16 protein-coding genes are annotated in these 20,252 nt (G+C 32.7%); 11 read left to right on the top strand and 5 right to left on the bottom strand.

Annotated elements, in window-relative coordinates; all coding sequences use genetic code 11:
- The first annotated feature begins 240 nt into the window (after window positions 1–240).
- From ACXR6G_RS00380 to ACXR6G_RS00370, 3 genes are all read left to right on the top strand, one after another.
- A complete protein-coding gene (locus tag ACXR6G_RS00380; RefSeq protein ID WP_458359410.1) occupies window positions 241–804 on the top strand; it encodes an RNA polymerase sigma factor in 564 nt (187 codons plus the stop codon).
- Entirely contained in the window at window positions 798–2,111 is a 1,314-nt protein-coding gene (locus tag ACXR6G_RS00375) for a hypothetical protein (protein WP_458359409.1), read from the top strand. Before ACXR6G_RS00380 ends, ACXR6G_RS00375 begins: the two co-directional genes overlap by 7 nt.
- Before the next feature lie 92 nt (window positions 2,112–2,203).
- The gene (locus ACXR6G_RS00370; protein WP_458359408.1) at window positions 2,204–3,961 is read left to right on the top strand and encodes a PocR ligand-binding domain-containing protein; all 1,758 of its coding nucleotides are present in this window, start codon (window positions 2,204–2,206) and stop codon (window positions 3,959–3,961) included.
- Window positions 3,962–4,025: 64 nt separating this feature from the next.
- Here the strand turns inward: ACXR6G_RS00370 and ACXR6G_RS00365 are convergent, their stop codons facing one another.
- Window positions 4,026–5,771 (bottom strand): M23 family metallopeptidase, encoded by a 1,746-nt coding sequence (locus ACXR6G_RS00365; protein WP_458359407.1) that lies wholly within the window; start codon window positions 5,769–5,771, stop codon window positions 4,026–4,028.
- A 142-nt stretch (window positions 5,772–5,913) separates the two neighbouring features.
- Here ACXR6G_RS00365 and ACXR6G_RS00360 point away from each other — a divergent pair, with 142 nt between their 5' ends.
- The 3 genes from ACXR6G_RS00360 (at window position 5,914) to rny (ending at window position 8,215) form a co-directional block, all read left to right on the top strand.
- Complete coding sequence (locus tag ACXR6G_RS00360; protein ID WP_458359406.1) at window positions 5,914–6,207, top strand: hypothetical protein; 294 nt, start codon at window positions 5,914–5,916, stop codon at window positions 6,205–6,207.
- 9 nt (window positions 6,208–6,216) lie between these two features.
- The gene (locus ACXR6G_RS00355) at window positions 6,217–6,510 is read left to right on the top strand and encodes a cell division protein ZapA (protein ID WP_458359405.1); all 294 of its coding nucleotides are present in this window, start codon (window positions 6,217–6,219) and stop codon (window positions 6,508–6,510) included.
- A 172-nt stretch (window positions 6,511–6,682) separates the two neighbouring features.
- Window positions 6,683–8,215: a ribonuclease Y gene (gene rny / locus ACXR6G_RS00350; protein ID WP_458359404.1), complete on the top strand. Its 1,533-nt coding sequence runs from the start codon at window positions 6,683–6,685 to the stop codon at window positions 8,213–8,215.
- Between the two features lie 66 nt (window positions 8,216–8,281).
- Here the strand turns inward: rny and ACXR6G_RS00345 are convergent, their stop codons facing one another.
- Together ACXR6G_RS00345 and ACXR6G_RS00340 are read right to left on the bottom strand one after the other, a co-directional pair.
- A complete protein-coding gene (locus ACXR6G_RS00345; protein ID WP_458359403.1) occupies window positions 8,282–9,154 on the bottom strand; it encodes a transglutaminase family protein in 873 nt (290 codons plus the stop codon).
- A gap of 130 nt (window positions 9,155–9,284) precedes the next feature.
- On the bottom strand, window positions 9,285–10,160 hold the full coding sequence (locus ACXR6G_RS00340) for a nucleoside phosphorylase (RefSeq protein WP_458359402.1): 876 nt from the start codon (window positions 10,158–10,160) through the stop codon (window positions 9,285–9,287).
- 437 nt (window positions 10,161–10,597) lie between these two features.
- On the opposite strand from ACXR6G_RS00340, the gene ACXR6G_RS00335 reads away from it, so the two are divergent.
- The 5 genes from ACXR6G_RS00335 (at window position 10,598) to ACXR6G_RS00315 (ending at window position 18,279) form a co-directional block, all read left to right on the top strand.
- Window positions 10,598–11,410 (top strand): prohibitin family protein, encoded by an 813-nt coding sequence (locus tag ACXR6G_RS00335; RefSeq protein WP_458359401.1) that lies wholly within the window; start codon window positions 10,598–10,600, stop codon window positions 11,408–11,410.
- Window positions 11,411–11,641: 231 nt separating this feature from the next.
- Window positions 11,642–14,068, top strand: a complete 2,427-nt coding sequence (locus ACXR6G_RS00330) for a DUF5916 domain-containing protein (protein ID WP_458359400.1) — start codon at window positions 11,642–11,644, stop codon at window positions 14,066–14,068.
- Window positions 14,069–14,228: 160 nt separating this feature from the next.
- On the top strand, window positions 14,229–14,690 hold the full coding sequence (locus ACXR6G_RS00325) for a DUF4293 domain-containing protein (protein ID WP_458359399.1): 462 nt from the start codon (window positions 14,229–14,231) through the stop codon (window positions 14,688–14,690).
- A gap of 240 nt (window positions 14,691–14,930) precedes the next feature.
- On the top strand, window positions 14,931–17,255 hold the full coding sequence (locus ACXR6G_RS00320) for an ABC transporter substrate binding protein (protein ID WP_458359398.1): 2,325 nt from the start codon (window positions 14,931–14,933) through the stop codon (window positions 17,253–17,255).
- A 7-nt stretch (window positions 17,256–17,262) separates the two neighbouring features.
- Window positions 17,263–18,279: a sensor histidine kinase gene (locus ACXR6G_RS00315; protein WP_458359397.1), complete on the top strand. Its 1,017-nt coding sequence runs from the start codon at window positions 17,263–17,265 to the stop codon at window positions 18,277–18,279.
- A 26-nt stretch (window positions 18,280–18,305) separates the two neighbouring features.
- On the opposite strand, the gene ACXR6G_RS00310 is transcribed toward ACXR6G_RS00315, so the two are convergent.
- Both ACXR6G_RS00310 and ACXR6G_RS00305 read right to left on the bottom strand, forming a co-directional pair.
- Window positions 18,306–18,911 (bottom strand): flavin reductase family protein, encoded by a 606-nt coding sequence (locus tag ACXR6G_RS00310; protein ID WP_458359396.1) that lies wholly within the window; start codon window positions 18,909–18,911, stop codon window positions 18,306–18,308.
- Window positions 18,912–18,944: 33 nt separating this feature from the next.
- Window positions 18,945–20,243 (bottom strand): cobyrinate a,c-diamide synthase, encoded by a 1,299-nt coding sequence (locus tag ACXR6G_RS00305; protein WP_458359395.1) that lies wholly within the window; start codon window positions 20,241–20,243, stop codon window positions 18,945–18,947.
- Between the last annotated feature and the right edge of the window lie 9 nt (window positions 20,244–20,252).

Here is a 20,252-nt window from a genome sequence, read left to right as displayed (position 1 = left end):
ATAGAGATGTCACTTTTTGAAATGGTTGCGTTAAGCCTTGTGAAAAAATTGTCACAGATCTATGATTCGTCTAAAAGGTTATTTTGACGAGGATGAAACAATTGTCACTTAAAAAAAAGTTTGTGAACACTGTTTCTGTAGGATGTTTAAATAAGTATAAAAAAGAATTAATTTTGACGCAACCAAATGAACCTTTTTGCAACTTGATATTGAAATCAGTTACCTAAGACATGCTTTAACTTGAAGGATAAGAAACTTGAGCGGATAATAAAGGACTCAATTAAGGGCAAATCCAAAGCACAGGAAAGTCTCTATGTTGAATATGCTCCCAAAATGATGGGGGTGTGTTTGAGGTACGCGAAATCCTACGATGAAGCTGAGGATATTCTTCACGATGGCTTTATTAAAATATTTCAAAGTTTGAGTTCTTTTCGATTTGAGGGATCTTTCGAAGGGTGGATGCGCAGAGTTGTCGTAAATACAGCTTTAGAACGATTTAGAAGTAAAGTACAGCTTCATCCGGTTGAAGAGTTCGACGACGTGGAAGAGGAAGATGACTTGGATGTGAATGAGGCATCTTTAGAAGTGTTGTTAAAAATGATTCAAGACTTACCTGAACGTTATAGAATGGTTTTTAGTTTGTATGTTTTGGATGGTTACCCTCACAACGAAATTGCAGAAGTAATGCAAATCACAGTTGGAACCTCTAAATCGAATCTTGCAAGAGCAAGAGGGATATTAAAGAGTAAATTAATTGAGTATTGGAATGATCAGGATCATAAAAGCAATTTGAGAATATGCTAAAGAATAATGGACATATTGACAAATTATTTTCTGAAGGACTTAAGGATTTGTCTGTGCAGCCAAGGCCAGAGCTTTGGGGTAAGATTAATGCAGATGTTAAGCTTGTAAGAAGGAAGAAACGTGCCGCATTGATTTTTATATCTTTAGCAGCAGCTGCCTCTTTAGCCTTATTATTTACACTTTCGGATAGTTTATTATTTCAGCAAGATGTAAAAGTGTATCAGGAAAAATCATTGGCTGAAATTAAGACTAATTCAAATTTAGAGAATGCTAAAACTGAATCTGTGGCTACTGATAATGAAGTAGGACAACTTGCAGATGCTGTAATTCAATCTGACTATAAACCAAGATTTCAAAGAAGCACAAATCTGCCTGTAAATACCCATCATTCAAGCAATATTATTCAAAATAGAGAGATGAGTCTGCAAATGGTTCTCCCAAAATCGAGAGAGAATATCATAGATAATTCGACTTTAATTATGAATCTTTTTGACTCAGGTATTAAGGAAAGAACAGTTTCAACTTCAGTATTATTAAAAGATTCATTGATTATTGCTCGTAATCTCAGTATGCTAATTCAGTTTGATAAGGCTGAGGGTAAAAAGAAAGAATGGTCAATTTTAGGACAGGTTTCGTCATCATATTCTTCTTATAAAGGCGATAAATCAGGTGATAAGCGTGAAAATGGTTTGATAAGTATTGGAGGAGGAGTGAAGTTGAATTGGCAAACAGGAAAGAAACTGGCTATTCAAACAGGTATCATATATAATAAATTTGGTCAGCAATTGGCAGGTAGCAACCAAATATTAGAAAGTGCTGTTTTTAATAATGTTTTGGCCAAGCAAGTTGATTTTGATCCAGTTATTGAGTCTTCTGCGGGTAAAATAGTTATGAAGGGAAGTTCTGAAGGATTAAATTCTAGTGAACTTTTTGCTACGCGTTCAAATTCTTCACCTGATATGGTTCAGAGTTTTGAAGCTATTGAAATACCATTTGTTTTAAGATATAGTCTTATTGATAAAAAGTTTGGATTGCATCTTAGTGGAGGATTAAGTACCAACTTAATGATTGGCAATAGAGTCTATAATAAAAGTACAAGAGAGACTTTAGGGGAAACATCGGGCATTCGTTCTACAAACTTCAGCACAAGCTTTAGCTTAGGTATGGAATACCAATTAAGTTCTAAATTTAGTCTTTCAATGGAGCCAGCCTTTAAGTACTATTTAAATTCTATAAATAAGGACTCTAATTTTAATTACAAGCCATACTCAATTGGTTTGAGCTCAGGAATTCGATATAAATTCTAATCCCCATTCACCCAGAGAATAAAGATCATATTTGGATTTAATTTTATTAAGATAATCATATTGTTTATATTTATAAAAACAATATAAATCTCATGAATTTGAATCAAGATATAAGGTTTGCAGATATCGTTGATATTAAGGAAGTGCAGTTAATGATGACTGATTTTAATGAATTAACGCAAATCCCAATTGGTATTATTGATGTAAATCACGAAATTTTGGTCGCAGCAGGTTGGCAGAAGATTTGTACTCATTTCCATCGTAAACATCCCGAAACACTTAAGAACTGTCAAGAGAGTGATAAGTATATTTTTGCTCATTTGCACGATAAAGAACATAAAGCTTACCGTTGTAAAAATGGTATGTGGGATATTGCAGAACCTATTATAATTGATAATGTTCATTACGCTACAATTTTTTTAGGTCAGTTTCAATTTTCAGACAAGCCAGAAAATGATTCGTTTTTTATTAATCAGGCTAAGAAATTTGATTTTGATCAAACTGAATATATCGAGGCTCTTCATTCTATACCAACTTACACGAAAGAAAAAGTAAATCAAATAATGCGGTTTTATTCAAAGTTAGGAACAATCCTTGCTCAGCAAGGATTAAATAACCTAAAATTGAGGAGAGCCTATGAGGAAATAGAGCAAAAAGAAAAAGTTCTTTTGCAGAAGAATAAAGAGATTGAAAATCTTAATGAAGAATATAAAGAACAAAACAAACTGTTGTTCGAAGCAAAAAATAAAGCTGAACAGAGTGATCGATTAAAGACTGATTTTATAAATAATATGTCTCATGAAATCCGAACACCTATGAATGGAATAATGGGGTTTTCGAGTCTTTTATGTGAGGAAGAATTAAGTAATGAAAAAATAAAAAGTTACACTAAAATTATAAATAATTCAGGCAAACAACTGATGCGAGTAATTGATGATATTCTTGAGATATCTCGTCTTGGGACCAATCAGATAAGTGCAACTGAAGAGGAATTTTGTTTGAATGAGCTATTATTAGAAATTTTTGCTCTTTTTAACATAAAAGCAAAGGAAAAGAAATTGGCTTTCTATTTAGAAAGACCATTGTCAGATTTAGAGAGTACGATAAAAACCGATAAATTAAAACTGAATAAGATTCTAAATAATCTATTGGAAAATGCTCTTAAATATACGTATGAAGGTAAAATTGACTTAGGTTATCATATGAAAGATGATAAACTAATTATTCATGTTAAGGATACAGGTATTGGTATTGCAAATGAAGATCAAGAGGTTATTTTTGAACGTTTTTCTAGGGCGCCCGTAGATTCTCATAAAGATGTTGTGGGGCTTGGACTCGGTTTATCCATTGCAAAAGAAAATGCCGAATTAATCGGAGGACAAATTCATTTAGAATCCGAGAAAAATAAAGGGGCTAACTTTTATATTACGATTCCATACCAACCGACTTTAATGAAAATTGAATCGGATACTGTTGAATATACGATTCTAGTTGCTGAAGACGAGGAAGTTAATTTTCTATATTTAGAAATATTACTCGAAAATAATATTACCCAAAAATGTCGTGTAATTCACGCTAAAAATGGAGAAGAAGCAGTTGAAATCTGTCGATTAAGAGAGGACGTGAATCTTGTATTGATGGATTTAAAAATGCCAATTATGAATGGTTATAAAGCAACCCGGTTAATAAAGGAAATTCGCCCTGATCTACCTATTATTGCACAAACGGCATATTCTACTGACGATGATAAAAATAAAGCTTTTTCAGTAGGTTGTGATGATTTTATTTCTAAACCGATTTCGAAGAATGAATTGGTTTTAAAACTGGATAAAGTTTTCTCTCAATCTTGAAAAAATAGAATTTTATATGGAGGGAGAATTGTTATGGTTCTCCTTCCTATTTAAACGATTCATCTTACCAGGTAAAGTTGCAGTTGTATGTCCCAATATTTCCAACAGCATCCTTCACAGTTAATTTCAGCTGATGCTTCTTGTTACGTGGCAATCTACTTTTATCAAAGGTATAGAACAGTCGGTTTTTCTTTCTGTCGAATTCGAATAATACCCACTTATTATCAATTTCACCATGATATGATTTAATACCTGATAAGTCATCTTTTATTGTAAAATCAATAAATTTCAGAGTCTTGATATTTTTGTTTTTATAATTGGTTTTTGTGGTGATACTTGGAGCAATTGTATCTATCGAAACAGCGTAATTACCAAGGCTTTTAGTTTTTGTCTTGATGTGACCATCAATATAAATACCTCCAGCTGATGATGCATTCCCATCTTTATCGATTTGAACAACGACTAATTTATCAGATAAACGTTGATCTGTTTTATCAAGTTTTATTGAAATGCTATAATATTTATTTAGTGCTACACTTTGTTTGTGTATGTGATGTATCGGTGATAAAAAGCTAGAATCCTGACTTGTAGAATAATCAAATTCAAGATTTGAAAACAAACAATTCTTAGGAAATTTTAAATCAAGACCTGCTTCTGAGAATTTGTTTTCATCTTCATATTTAAATAAGCTACTAAATGTTTTCTCTGGGAAGTTAACTGACGTTGTATCTCCTTTAGCAGTAAACTCTAGTTTTGATTTATTCTGATAGGAATCAAATACAGAAAACTCAATTTTATAGTTTTTATTCTCATCGAACCCATATGAGCCATCCGTTGTCATTTTTGAATAAAAACTCAATTTATTATTGGGCTCAATAAAAGCTTTATGGACTTTTCTATTTTTTTCGTGGTTGAGCTCATAATCCATATGAGAATTGATATAGCTACTCTCGTTGAATGAAAACTTGTTAAGTGAATAATTGGTGACTAGAGAATCGTTAATTTTTAATTGGAGTTTATTAATTCCACATTTCCCCCAGGTATTGTCCAGAAAATCATTAGTATGAATAGCAAAGCCAATTTTGCCATGCAGTTTCATTTTATTTGTTTTTAGAATGAATTTGTTTTTATTCAATGCACTAACCTTGAAAGCTACTCGTGTGTTTTTTCCATTGACACTACTATTTTTATCAAGAGGATAAACGTATAGATTATAAATTTTAGGGGCTGTTGTATCCAGAATTTTGAAACCTAAAAGCATTGGGTTAATTGGTTTTTCACTTTTTGTTTCTCTAATCTCAAAATGCAGATGTGGCCCCATAGATGAACCTGTGTTTCCTGAATAGGCAATCACACGGCCTTTCTTTAATTTGAATTGCTCTTTTTCATGCGATTTCATCTTGCTAAGATCAATATCAACTTCAAATTTCTTATTTATGTATTGTTGCGATTTGATAAAGGCTTCAATTTTTGGTGAAAATTTACTCAAGTGTGCATAAACCGATGTATATCCATTTGGGTGATCTATATATAAAGCTTTACCATACCCTCCTGCGGATATTTTAATACGACTCACTATACCGTCAGCTATGGCATAAACCTTTTTACCTGTTGTGAAGGTTCTAATATCTATTCCTGAATGGAAATGATTATTTCGAAGTTCAGCAAATGTTCCAGATAGGGTGATTTTAAAATCTACTGGCGACCTGAAATAGTTCTTAGGTATATTTTGAGCACATATTGAGAAAGGGAGAGATAATAAAAATAATAGGAAAAAAAGAATATTTATGTTTAGATGCTTTATTTTCATGGTATTCCAAATTAAGGTGTCATTCTTTGAGAGTGTAAAACTAATAAAAATGTGTTTTTTTAAGGCTTTCAATTGAAAATAGAAAGCAATATTTTTGATTATCTTAACAGCAATGTTAATTTTGTAGAAGAAAGTTTTGATAATGGAGATAAAGTCAATTGAAATAGTATCTGAATTACGAGGGCAAATCTCTCGTCTTATTGCTTTGTATCAAGATTTAAAGCTCGAAAAGGACAAGCTAGTTCATGAAAAAATGGACTTGTTAGAACAAGTAGAGATTTTAAGCAAAGAAAACGAAGAATTCAAACATCAGTATGATACTTTAAAATTGGCAAAGACTTTTGCTGTGAATACAGGTGATTCGCAGCAGGCTAAAAATAAAATTAGCCAAATCGTGCGGGAGATTGACAAGTGTATTGCTCTTTTAAACAAATAGAAATTGTTTATGTCAGACGAATTTTTGATAAAAATTAATGTAGCAGGTCGTCTTTATCCTTTAAATATAAAAAGGAATAGAGAAGAGATTATTCGAAAGGCAGCAAAAACTATAAATGAAAAGGTATTGCAATACCAACAGAAATATAAAGATAAAGACATTCAGGATTTTTTAGCCATGGCTTCTTTACAGTTTGTGGTAAAAGTATTGGAATCAGAAGCAAAAACCGATGTATCCCCAGTTTTAAAGGAACTGGAAGCTTTGGAACAAGAACTGAATGACTTTATTAAGGAAGAACAATAGAACACCTTTAAAAGAACAATAGCCCGCATTATTTCTTAGAAGCTAATTGCATTTAAATCATTACATATCAGTCCAAGGGATGGTGTGATTTGTTGTAGTTGGTAGTTCTGAGTGATGGTGCGGGTTATTTATTAAATAAAGAAAATTGAGTATTGACTAAATATAAAAAACAATGACAGAAATAATCATAGGAGCCATTGCTTTAGTTGGAGGCGGATTTATATCCTATTTCGTCTTGCAGCGTGCTTTAAAAAGTAAGAGCGAAGGTATCATAAGGGATGCCCAAGCAGAAGCAGAGGTTCTTAGAAAAGATAAAATCCTACAAGCGAAAGAGAAATTTTTACAGCTTAGAACGGAACACGAAAAGCAAATTAATTCTAAAAATGCTAAGCTTTTGGTGGTTGAAAACAAAGTAAAGCAAAAAGAGACTGCAGTTAATCAGAGAGTAGAAGATTTCCAACGTAAGAAAAAAGAAGTTGATACCATTCGTGAGAACCTAAATGTTCAAATGGAGTTGGTGGAGAGAAAAGAGATGGAGCTTGAGAAATCTAAGCGTCAGCAAATTGAACAGTTGGAGAAAATTTCAGGTTTATCAGCTGAAGAAGCTAAAAACCAGATTGTAGATTCTTTAAAAGAAGAAGCTAAAACTGAGGCAATGTCTTATGTGAACGATATCATGGAAGATGCCAAGATGTCGGCTAATATGGAAGCTAAAAAGGTTGTGATTAAAACAATCCAGCGTGTAGCGACTGAAACAGCAATTGAAAATTCAGTTACTATATTCCATATTGAATCTGATGAAATTAAGGGACGTATTATTGGCCGTGAAGGACGTAATATTCGTGCTCTTGAAGCAGCTACTGGTATTGAAATCATTGTAGATGATACTCCAGAAGCAATTGTACTTTCAGGATTCGATCCTGTTCGTCGTGAAATTGCTCGTTTGGCACTTCATCAATTGGTAACTGATGGTCGTATTCACCCAGCCCGTATTGAGGAAGTTGTGAATAAGACTCGTAAGCAGATTGAGGAAGAAATGGCTGAGACAGGTAAGCGTACTGCTATTGACTTAGGTATTCATGGTTTACATCCTGAATTGATTCGTATGATCGGTAAAATGAAATACCGTTCGTCTTATGGTCAAAATCTATTGCAGCATGCTCGCGAAACAGCTAACCTTTGTGCTATTATGGCAACTGAGCTTGGTTTGAATGCTAAAAAAGCAAAACGTGCAGGTCTTTTACATGATATTGGTAAGGTACCAGATGATGAGCCGGAATTGCCACACGCAATTTTAGGTATGAAATTGGCTGAGAAGTATAAAGAGAAGCCAGATATTTGTAATGCAATTGGAGCTCACCACGATGAAATCGAGATGACAACTCTAATCGCTCCAATTATTCAAGCTTGTGATGCTATTTCAGGAGCTCGTCCAGGTGCAAGACGTGAGATTGTAGAATCTTACATTAAGCGTCTGAAAGATCTTGAAAACCTAGCTCTTTCACATCCAGGTGTATTGAAAACATATGCAATTCAAGCTGGTAGAGAGTTAAGAGTTATTGTGGGTAGCGATAAAATTTCTGATAAGGAAGCTGAAGTTCTATCATTAGATATTGCTCAGAAGATTCAGGATGAAATGACATATCCTGGTCAGGTGAAGATCACAGTTATTCGTGAAACTAGAGCCATCAACTACGCAAAATAAAGAATTGCTAGATATTTAAAATCTCCAACTCATACGAGTTGGAGATTTTTTTTGTCTTTTATTTTATCATGTCTTCTTATGAAGAAGCACGTTCAATAGCTTTTTTAGAATTTCAACATATTTGAAATTACTCTGGCGTCCATAACAGAATATCTGATTTTGAATGAGTAGTTTGATCAGATCAAGATTATTACAAGGTTTATAATACTGAGGAAGATTTTTTAGTTTTTTGAATTTGATTACATGTTCCAATTGAATAGATGAAAGAACAGTCCCATTATCAATCGGATTGATGTAGAAGTAATTTCGTTTTGATGTTTTTGATGCAGGATCAATCATAAAACTTTCACAAGATAATAGGATGCTATTGGGAAGCTGAATGCCAGTAACAGGTAATTTTAAAGCTTGAGCAATTCCTGCATAAATAATACATGTAATAATATAGTTGCCTTTTTTTTGAGCTATAACAGTACTAATATTTCCTCCCCAATTCGTTTCTTCTTTGGGAGATAAAACCATGTAATTGTGGATGAAATAAAGGAAATGGTTTAGAATCTTTATCCTCTCCAGATAACTTTCTAGTTCTTTAATCTCTGGCTTAATTTCATCAACAATTTTATTAATTGTTGATGTTACATTGTTTGTCGACAAATGGTAATTGACGCTTCTATTGATAAGGATGGCTCCATCAATTAGATTTTGTTTGGGAGAGTTTTTCCAAATTATGAGCTCCTTAATAATTGAATTGTGATGAATTTCATCGATAACCGCCTCTAAACGCTCTTGAAAAAGAGGGCTGTCAGACTCTAGCCAAATATCTTCCAAATAAGGAATATTTGAGGCTGCCAACTTAGATAATTCTTTACTGATGTTGATGTAAACATTTGGATCCGAATCATCTAGAAGTGAAATTAGAGCACGTACTTTCTCTTCGTTCATATCTGTTTTGAGATCTGTTGTTACTTAAATATAATAAAACCCACTAAGAAGAACAATTCTTGTGGGTTTCAGAGCTTTTTGATCTCAAAATCTTAAGCTAAAGACAAATCTTCAATCTCGATATGTTAGACTATTTACTCAATCGATCAAGTACTGTTAAGATTAGTTTTTTTATAACAGGCTTGTAATCCTTGCTAGCATCTTTGTTGACACGATTTGCAATAATCGCGCAAACTGTTGCAGCTTGGTGTCCTAATAGAGCTGCTAATCCAGCAATTGCAGAACTTTCCATTTCGTAGTTGGTGATTTTTTGTCCCTGATATTCAAAGGCTTCAATTTTATCATTTAAATCCATATCCAGAGTATTCAAACGAAGGACTCTACCTTGTGGTCCATAAAAACCATTTGCAGATATCGTAATTCCCTGAATCATATCATCCCCGTCAAGAAGATTGATTACTTTCTCAGATGAAGAAACAAAGTATGGTGAAGCCAATTTTGGATTCCAATTCACACCTTCTTTAAATGCTTTCTCAAATTCAAGATCTGATACGTCATCTCTACCTGCGTAGAAATTTAACATACCATCGAATCCAATTGATTTCTTAGATAAAAGAAATGAATCTACCGGAATATTTCCTTGTAATGAACCAGAAGTTCCAATACGAACAAGAGTTAGAGATTTGTGCTCTTTTTTAGGAAGACGTGTCTCCAAATCGATATTGACTAAAGCATCCAATTCGTTTACTACAATGTCAATATTATCAGTACCAATACCTGTTGACAATACAGAGAAACGTTTCCCTTTATAGCTACCTGTTTTGGTTACAAACTCACGGTTCGATATTGTTAATTCAACTTCGTCGAAAAAACTTGCTACTAATTCTACACGTCCAGGATCTCCTACAAGAATAACCGTATCAGCTAGATGCTCAGGTCTTAAATGCAAGTGAAAAATACTTCCGTCTGGATTAATAATTAGTTCTGATGATTTAATAGGTTCCATATGTTTTTAAAATTTTGAATTGCAATAGTTCAGATAGCTTCAAGTTTTTAACCATATCAACAAATTCTATTTGTAAATATAAGTAGAAAAATAGGCAAACTGTTAATTGCAGATTAACAATACTTTATTATGGTTGTTTGGAGTAATTTATAGAACTCGAAAGTAGAATAGATATGAGAAGTTTGACTTTCTATTTTTCCATCGAGTTCCCAAATATACAAATAAATCAATCATTCGGAGAATGAGAATAGCATATACATGAAAAAAAAGAGACATTGATTAAAATGGTTTCTTATTCCATCAATGGATATATTATGCTATATTTACCTTTCTATTAATGAAAATTATAATGACTCTAAAGCCCATACAACATTGTCTATTTTAGTTGTTCTTATACTAAAGTGATATTTAATCAATTGGGCATTAAACTTCAAAAAATGAAACAAAAACCGTATTTCTTAATCGTAGTTGCAGCTTTTGCACTGATTCTTGTTATGTCAGGATCGAGTATGTTTAAAACGCTTCAACCAGGAGAGCGTGGTGTTATTTTCCGTAAATTTTCTACAGGACTTGATAAGGATAATATTATAATGCCTGGTTTTTTAGTTATTGCACCATGGAACGATCTGCATGTATATGACGTAAAGGAGCAAAAAAGTGAAGAGACTATGGATGTATTGGATAAGAGTGGATTGTCTGTAAATATTGACGTATCCGTTCGTTTTAATCCAACCTATACTAAAATTGGATATCTGCATGAAATCTTTGGAAAGAATTATATCAATCAGTTGGTTACCCCTGAGGTGCGTTCTTCGGTTCGTCAAGTAGCTGGACGTTATACGGCTGAGGAAATTTATTCTACTCGTAGAAAAGAAGTTGAAGATGCAATTATCACAGAGACTTCATTAATTCTTAAGAAGAATAATATTGAGATGAAGGCCTTATTGATTCGTTCAATTAATTTGCCTGCAAAAATTAAGACAGCTATTGAAAGTAAACTGAAACAGGAGCAGGAAGCTCTAGCTTATAGGTTTAAGCTTGATCGTGAGAAGAGTGAGGCTGAAAGAAAGCGTATTGCTGCTGAAGGTGAAGCTAAAGCAAATAAGATTATTAATAGTAGTTTGACTGACGCTCTATTGAAGATGCGTGGTATTGAAGCGACGATTAAATTGTCTGAATCTCCAAATGCAAAAGTTGTCGTTATTGGTAGTGGAAAAGATGGTATGCCTCTTATTTTAGGTAATAACTAATCTTTTACAATAAAATATTTATTAAGGCTGTTTCGTAAGAAACAGCCTTTTTTATTGATTTCATTTTTTTGGTAATCGATGTTCGTTTTCGAACATCAATTGTTCTATAAGCGTTCACTTTTTATAAGAGATGAATAATCTTGTATTCTTATAGTCAGTGTAGTATGTGATTTGGTATGATAAGTGATAATATAAGTTGACCTAAAATATCCAAAGAAAACCAAAACCACTATGATTAAATACTTACTCCTGGCACTTGCCATGTTGTTTGCTTTCTATCAACCCGTAAAAGGATTCGAAAAAAAAGAGATCCAAGCAAAACGAGTCAAACATACTCCTAAAATTGATGGAATTTTAAATGATGCAATTTGGAGAGATATTCCTGTTGCTAATGAATTTGTTCAATTGGATCCTGATAATGGAAAGCCCTCAAATTTTAGAACAGAAGCTATGTTTGTTTACACTGATAATTCTCTTATTGTAGGCATTATGATGTTTGATGATCAGCCTGACAAGATTTTGAAGGAGCTAAGCAAGCGAGACGACTTGAATAATTCGGATTACATTCTTCTACTAATAGATCCCTTTAATAATGGATTAGATGCCTTTGAATTTATTGTGACTCCTATGGGAGTGCAAATTGATGCTAAAGTTGTTAAGAATAGAGAAGATAATAATTGGGATGGCGTCTGGAAAAGTGGTGCTCATATTGGAAAAGATGGTTGGAGTGTTGAATTTGAAATTCCTTATTCTGCTCTTCGATTTCCTAAAAAAGATATACAGGAATGGGGAATCAATATTATTCGTAATATACAACGCGAAAAGGAAAAAGTAAGTTGGAATTTTATTGACAAAGAAGAATCTGGTTGGGTTAATCAATCAGGTATTCTGAAAGGAATAGAGAATATTAAGCCACCAACGCGTCTTTCTTTTTCCCCCTATTTTTCAGTTTATGTTGATAAATCGTCTGATAAATCTTCATTTGAGACGAACTATCGGGGAGGTCTTGATTTGAAGTATGGTATTAATGAGAGTTTCACTCTAGATATGATGTTGATTCCTGATTTTGGTCAGGTGCAGTCTGACGATCAAATTTTGAACCTTTCGCCTTACGAAACCAAGTTTGATGAGAAAAGGCAATTCTTTACTGAAGCCACTGAACTTTTTAATCGTGGTGATATTTTTTACTCTAAACGAATTGGTGGAATGCCCAAATACATATATGATGTAGAAGATGATTTGGGAGAAAATGAGATCATTACTGAGAATCCGATTGAAGCCAAAATTATAAACTCAACAAAGATATCAGGTAGAACGAGTAAAGGATTGGGGATTGGCTTCCTGAATTCTATGACTCGTAATACATATGCTGACATAAGGGATACTATTACTAATGGCAGTCGTAAGTTTAGGACCCAGGCATTTGCAAATTACAACATGCTGGTATTGGATCAGAGTTTAAAGAACGAATCTTATATCTCTGTTTTTAATACGAATGTTAATGTGCCTAAAGAAGACTATGTGGCAAATGTAAGTGGTACTGAGTTTTTGTTTAAAAATAAATCACGTACTCACCAGATTAAAGGTAAGGGGATGGTGTCGCAACGTTACGAAAAACAGACCAGCGACGAAATCGGACACTATCATCAACTCTCTTTAGGGAAAATTAGTGGGCAATTCAATTGGAATTTTTACAATGAGATGATTTCGGAGGATTATAACCCTAATGATTTGGGTTTTTTGAATCGGAATAATGTCATTAAAAATAATTTTAGCCTTGGATATCATCTCTATAAGCCTATTGGAATTTTGCTGGCTCAGCATAATAACTTGACCATTAGTCATGAAACGCAGTATGATCCAGCTCGTTTTTCACGTTTCACCATTTACTACAATTCAAGATTTAAATTCAAATCCTATAATTCTGTAGGTGTTTATGGAAACGTTCGACCTATGCATCAATACGATTTTTTTGAGCCTAGAGTTGATGGAATGAAACTTAGAAAAGGCTCTTCTGCATTTTTAGGCCTTTGGTTCTCCTCTGATTACAGAAAAGAGTTTGCTTTTGACGTTGAGATGGAATATGGGAAACGTTTTTCTACTGACGATTTAATTGTTTTTTCCTTATCATTAAAACCTCGATTTCGATTCAACGATAAGTTCACTATGCAATATAGGATGAAGTGGGATAGACAGTTGGATGATATGGGGTATGTGAATGACGAAGAAATTGGTGGCTTAACTAATGTATATATTGGGAGAAGGAATACAGCTTATTTGGAGAATAGATTAACGGCAAATTACATCTTTAATAATAAGATGTCTCTGAGTTTTAGGGCCCGTCATTATTGGGCTAAGGCGGAATATAAGAACTTTAGTACTTTGTTGGATAATGGTCGATTAATGGCGAGTGACTATTCTGATAATCATGATATCAACTTCAATACGTTTAATATTGATATGGTATATTCATGGCGATTTGCTCCAGGAAGTGAATTGGTTTTAGTTTGGAAGAATTCCATATTTAGTGAAGATGATAAAATTGCACATCGTTTTATAAACAACTTGAAAAGTACATTTGAAGCAACAAGATTTAATTCTTTATCAGTAAAGCTTTTGTATTATATCGATTATATGTCTTTAAAAAAGAAAGGTTGATCCTTAAGCAAGAAGAAAATTTTGTTGTTTGTAAATTGACGAGTAAGAGTGGTAGATGAAAATTTGCTGCTCTTATTTTTAAGTTTAAATTTGTGTTCGGAAATACTTTTTAAATGAAAAGTAAAACCCTAAAATATTAATTTTCAATTTTAACAAAACTATGATTCAAAGAATTCAAACTTTATTCCTATTAGGTGTATTAATCCTAATGACATTGATGTTCTTTTTCCCTTTGGCAGAATTAATCGACTCAGTAAATAATTCTTATTCATTTATATACCGAGGAATTCCTTCATTAAAAGAAGGTGAACCTATGCTTTTTAAAGCCTACCCAATTGCTATTTTATTAGCAGTTATCGTATTAAATGTTTTGGTGACTATTTTTTCTTACAAAAAAAGGATGCGTCAAATCCGATTAACTGTTTTTAATATTTTCTGTATGTTGGGAATGGTTGGTTTAGTGTATTATAATGTTAATTCTCAAGTAGAATCAATGCAAGCAATTGCTAATTATAGCCTTATTAATGCTTTCCCATTAGTAAGTATTGTTTTATCTTACCTAGCTATTCGAAATATTGGTAAAGATGAAGCAATGATTCGTTCAATGGATAGAATTCGATAAGATTAAAAACGTTAAAGTGATATCTTAACTTCATTTTGATTGAATGTATATGAAAAGCCTGCACTTGTGTAGGCTTTTTTTGTCATGTAATGACCCGTATGTTTAAGGGAGTATTATAAAAACACTAAATATCATCTATTTATGCAGTTGATGAGATGTTTTATGCAGTAAAAAACATTATTTTTTTGTAAATTCTATAAGTATAAAAATAGGTTTCAATTATTTGAAAAATTATCCCATATGCGCTATTTATTTTTAAGTTTATTTCTAGTTTTTACTTCTGCCTTTTTAACTTTCGGTAAGACTTCCACAAGTAAGGATAAAAAACATATTCTGGTTATACATTCCTATCACCAGAGTTTTGTGTGGACGGATAGTATCTCCAGTGGTATTGAGTCTGTATTAACTCCCCGCGAAAATGAAATTGAAACTTTTTACGAATATTTAGATTCGAAAAGATTCGTAGATCCCATATTTATTGAATCTTTTGTGCATAAATATAAACTTCTATGCCCTAGGGTATCTTGCGATGCAATTATTGTTTCTGATAATAATGCTTTGAATTTTGTGATAAAAAATAGATCCCGATTTTTTAAGAATATCCCAATTATTTTTTGTGGTATTAATAATTATAAACCCGAATTACTAAAGGGTGAAAGCCAAGTAACAGGGATTGCTGAGTATACAGCAATTGATTCTACCTTAATGCTTATGCACAAGTTGCATCCAGAAAAAAAGATTCTAATTATAAATGATAGAACAGTTACAGGTTTGGCAAATAAGGCAATTATCATGAATGCCTTACCTGAACTGGAGAAAAATATGGTTATTGAGTATTCTGATAATAGTAATATGAAGGCTGTACAAGATAAAGTTAAAAGTTTATCTGATGAATGGATGATATATTTAGCACCCTTTACAATGGATGCTGATGGAAATTATTATTCATTTAACGATGCGGTTAGGTTGGTAAGTAAGGCTAGTTCTGTACCCATCTATAGCTCATGGGATTTTTATCTTGGAAAAGGAATTGTTGGGGGATATATAACCAGTGGTTACATGCAAGGGAAATTTGCTGGAGAATTAGCTCTATCCATTGTAAAAGGAGCAAATCCTGATATGATTCCGGTTTTTGAAAAATCAGCAGTTAGAATTAAGTTCGATCATTCAATTTTATCTAAATATGATATTGAATTGGACCATTTGCCTAAAGGAGCTATCTTGATAAACAGAGAGAAAACATTTTTTGAAAAGAATATCAGATTATTCAAAAATATTTTACGTCTGGGGTTAGTTGTCATTCTTTTATTGATCGTTTATTCAGTTTTAAAATATAAACAGAAAAAGTTATTAGAACGACGCAATTTGGAATTAGATCAAAAAGTTGAAGAACGTTCGCGAGAGCTTCTAGAAGCAAATGATAATTTGAATAGAAAAAATGTTGAAATTACAAAGCAGGAAGAGCTTACGAAACTTGCTTATTTACGTTTGAAAGCTATTCTGAACAATTCATTAGTTGGTATTGTTGTTACTGATGGAGAAGGGAAAATAATTGATCAAAATAATCGAATATCTGAAATTCTTGGATGTGATAAAGGAGTTCTTTTAGGGAAAAAAATCATGTCTACATTTTTGAGTGAAAATAATTATGACATTCTGATGAATGAATATCAGCAACTACAAGGCAGTAAGGCTCTTATTCGAAATGAAATCCCTCTAAAAAGAGAAGATGAAAGTGTTCTTTGGACTAAAATATATATCAGTGAAATGCTATATTCTCACATCGAAAATGCCAATATTTGGGTGATTGATGATGTTAGCGAAATAGTTGAAAATAGAGCTAGTTTGGAGAAAAAATCTGCTGAACTGAAAGAATCCAATGAAATGAAGGATCAATTTTTTTCAATTATTTCTCATGACTTAAAGGGGCCTCTTGCTTCGATATTGGGACTTTTGGAGATTATCACCAAAAATCCAGAGATTTTTTCGGAAGTTGAAAAGTCGATATTTATTGGTAATTGTTACGAATCAGCTCAAGATATGAATGATCTCTTAGATAACTTATTAAGATGGGGACGTATTCAAATTGGAGGTGTTTCATGGAATCCTAAGATAATCGACTTAAATCAGATTACTGATTCTGTTTTGCAAACACTTATAAACATTGCAAAAGCAAAAGAAATTCAAGTGAATAATATTATTCCTATAAATTTTAAAGCATTTGGTGATGAAAATATGATTAAAACTGTAGTTTTGAACCTAATTAATAATGCGATTAAATTTTCTCATAAAGGTGGATTTGTTGAGATTTCTGCTGAAGTAAGAAATAATAGAGTTAAAGTTCTAGTTCGTGATAATGGTATTGGTATAAATAAAGATGATATACAGTATCTGTTTAACATTGATAAGAAAATACAACAAGAAGGAACAAATAAGGAATCAGGAACAGGTTTAAGTCTTATTATTGTCAAAGATCTTATAGAAAAGAATAAGGGGACTATAAGTATTGAAAGTCAATTAAACATTGGTACTAGTGTCTGTTTTGATCTGCCTTTAAAAGCTTAAAATTGAAATGCAGAATTTTTTAAAGAGAATTAATTTTCGTGAATTTAATATCGAAAATAGGGTAGCAATCCTTTATATTTTTTTGGGAGCTTTATGGATTATTGCTTCTGATATGATTTTGTTGTTATTTAATTTTAACGCTGATTTTTCAACTCAAATACAAACCTATAAAGGTTGGTTTTTTGTTATAGTTACAGGTGTTTTAATCCATAGTTTGATTAAGGCTGATAGAAAGCAGGAGCTGCTTTTAAAAAAAGAATTGGGTGAAGCCATTCTTAAATCTCAGGAGTCGGATAGGCTAAAATCGGCATTTCTATCGAATATTTCTCACGAACTACGTACGCCATTAAATTCTATTTTAGGATTCTCGGAGCTGCTTAAAAGTCCAAGAATAGAATGCCATGAAAAGGAGGAATATATCGATTATATAAATGAAGGCAGTAATCAGTTACTAGCAGTTCTTAATGAATTAATTGAAATTTCTAAATTAGAATCAAATTTAACACAGGTTGTTAATAAGGAATTTTGTCTAGTTAGTTTATTGCATGAGTTATATCCGATCTATAGGTTCGAACTAGAGATGAATAGCAATAAAAACTTGAGTTTTGAATTGAATATACCCAATCACAAATCTTATTTAGTAAAATCAGATCGATTTAGAGTAAAACAAATCATTACTCATTTCTTAAATAATGCAATCAAATTTACACAAGAAGGCTCTATAGAATTGGGCTATGAAGAGAAAAGCAATTTTGTTTCGATCTATGTGAAAGATACTGGTATTGGAATAGAAAAGAGTAAGATGTTGAGTGTAATGAAACCTTTTATTCAGTCAGATATGGCATCGACGAAATCATATGGAGGAGTGGGAATAGGCTTAGCTTTGTGTAAGGAGTTGTCTATCTTATTAAATGGAGAAGTTACTATCGAATCTGAATTAGGAAAAGGAACTTGTATTTCACTTACTTTATCAACGGATACTTCCAAGAATCAAGTTGTGTCACAAGATATTCTTACTTGTTAGATCTTGTGACATCAACACGATATACTTTATTTTTTTGAATTTTTAAGAGCTAGCTTCTTTTTAGTTTTTTTCTTCATAACTGAATGTCCAAAGCGACCAATAAGTTTACCCAATTCATAGTAATGTCCATGAGCATAAGCAATAGGTTGTGCTTTGTCTAAGCGGAATTGGCCACTTTCTGGATCGATATATTTTTCATCGGCCTGTACGTTCACAACTTCAGCTATAAACATATCATGTGAGCCAAGTTGTACAATTTCTTTCAGTTTACACTCAATAGAAAGTGGAGATTCTTCAATAATTGGAGCTTTTATTTCTTTTGATTTTCCAGGAGTTAAGTTCATTTCTTTAAACTTATTGAAATCTTTACCTGATTTTACACCACACCAATCTGTTGCGTAAGCTAAATCTTTAGTTGTAAGATTAATAACAAACTCACCATGTTTTTTAATAATATCATATGAATGACGGTTGGGACGAATTGATATGTAACACATTGCCGGATCAGTACAAATAGTCCCAGTCCATGCAATAGTAATAATATTATAATCATCTTCACTTGCCCCACAGCTTACCATTACAGCAGGCAATGGATAGACCATTGTTCCAGGTTTCCAATTTTGTTTTCCCATGATAATTGAATTATTTTGTCTATTTGATTATAATTATTTGTCCCAAAATGTTGAGTAGATATTCTTTTCACCCCAATAAAAATGGATATAAGAAGCAAGCACATTATTCTTCCTTATAACTTGAGTCTCTAAGCGTTTATCACGTGCAGAATATACTTCTATATCTTTGGTTTCTTCTGTTGAATCAACCAAATGAGAATAATGAAATTCGTGTCCGAATAGAGTATCGTCTTTTAACTTAATCTTTCGGTATCCAAGTTTTAGTTTCATATTTTCCATGCTGGCATTCTGGTCTAGAAAACCAACCATTGGAAATCGCTTACCATCTTTGTCAATAATTTGTTTTGAGAGATACATCATACCTCCACATTCTGCAAGTATTTTCCCTCCAGATGTAGCAAAGTCTTGTATTGACTTCCTCATGCTAACATTTTGAGAAAGTTTATCTAAATACAATTCAGGATACCCACCCGCAAGATATATGAAATCGACCTTTGGCATGATGCTGTCATTTATTGGAGAAAAGTAGCTTATTTCACCAATTTGTGATAGAGCTCTTAGGTTTTCATGATAAGTGAAATTGAAAGCTTCATCTTTTGCAACACCGATTCTTAATTTTGTATTCGTTTTATTAGAACTAGCCTTATAATTAGGCCTCTTAGATTCACAGATATCTAGAATTTTATCAATGTCAACGGTTTTCTCTAGGTGTAAAGCCATTGCATTAATAGTATCTTCGTAATTATCCTCGGCTGATATTTGTAGTCCTAAATGTCGTTCAGGTAAATTAATTTTTTCATTACGTGGGACATAACCTAATGCTTGAACTCCGACATCTTCGCAAGCATCTTTCATAAATTGATAGTGAGACTCGCTATTTACAAAATTGAAGATTGCGCCGGCAATCTTAATTCCAGGATAGAAGTGCTTGTAGCCATAAAGCAAAGGAGCCACAGAGTAAGCTGTCGCTTTTGCATTAATAACCAGAATGATTGGAATATCCAATAACTCAGCAATTTGAGCTGAACTACCTTCCATTCTGTTAGCTCCATCAAAAAGTCCCATTACACCTTCAACGACTGTAGCATCTGCCTTTGAACTGTATTTTGAGTATATTTTTTTAACATGTTCTGGGCTGCTCATGAAAGTATCCAAGTTGATTGAAACATTTCCAGAAGCCCATTCATGATGTTTGGTATCTATATAATCAGGTCCACATTTAAAGGCTTGAACTGAGAAACCTTTATTACTTAAACTACGAAGTAAACCTTGTGTAATTGTTGTCTTTCCAGAACCACTTGAGGGAGCTGCAATTAAAAATTGGGGTAACATATGCTAAAC

This window comes from Ancylomarina sp. YFZ004 (genome assembly GCF_054254355.1).
The sequence above is the reverse complement of the archived record's forward strand: the minus strand, read 5'-3'. Positions and strand labels throughout refer to the sequence as shown.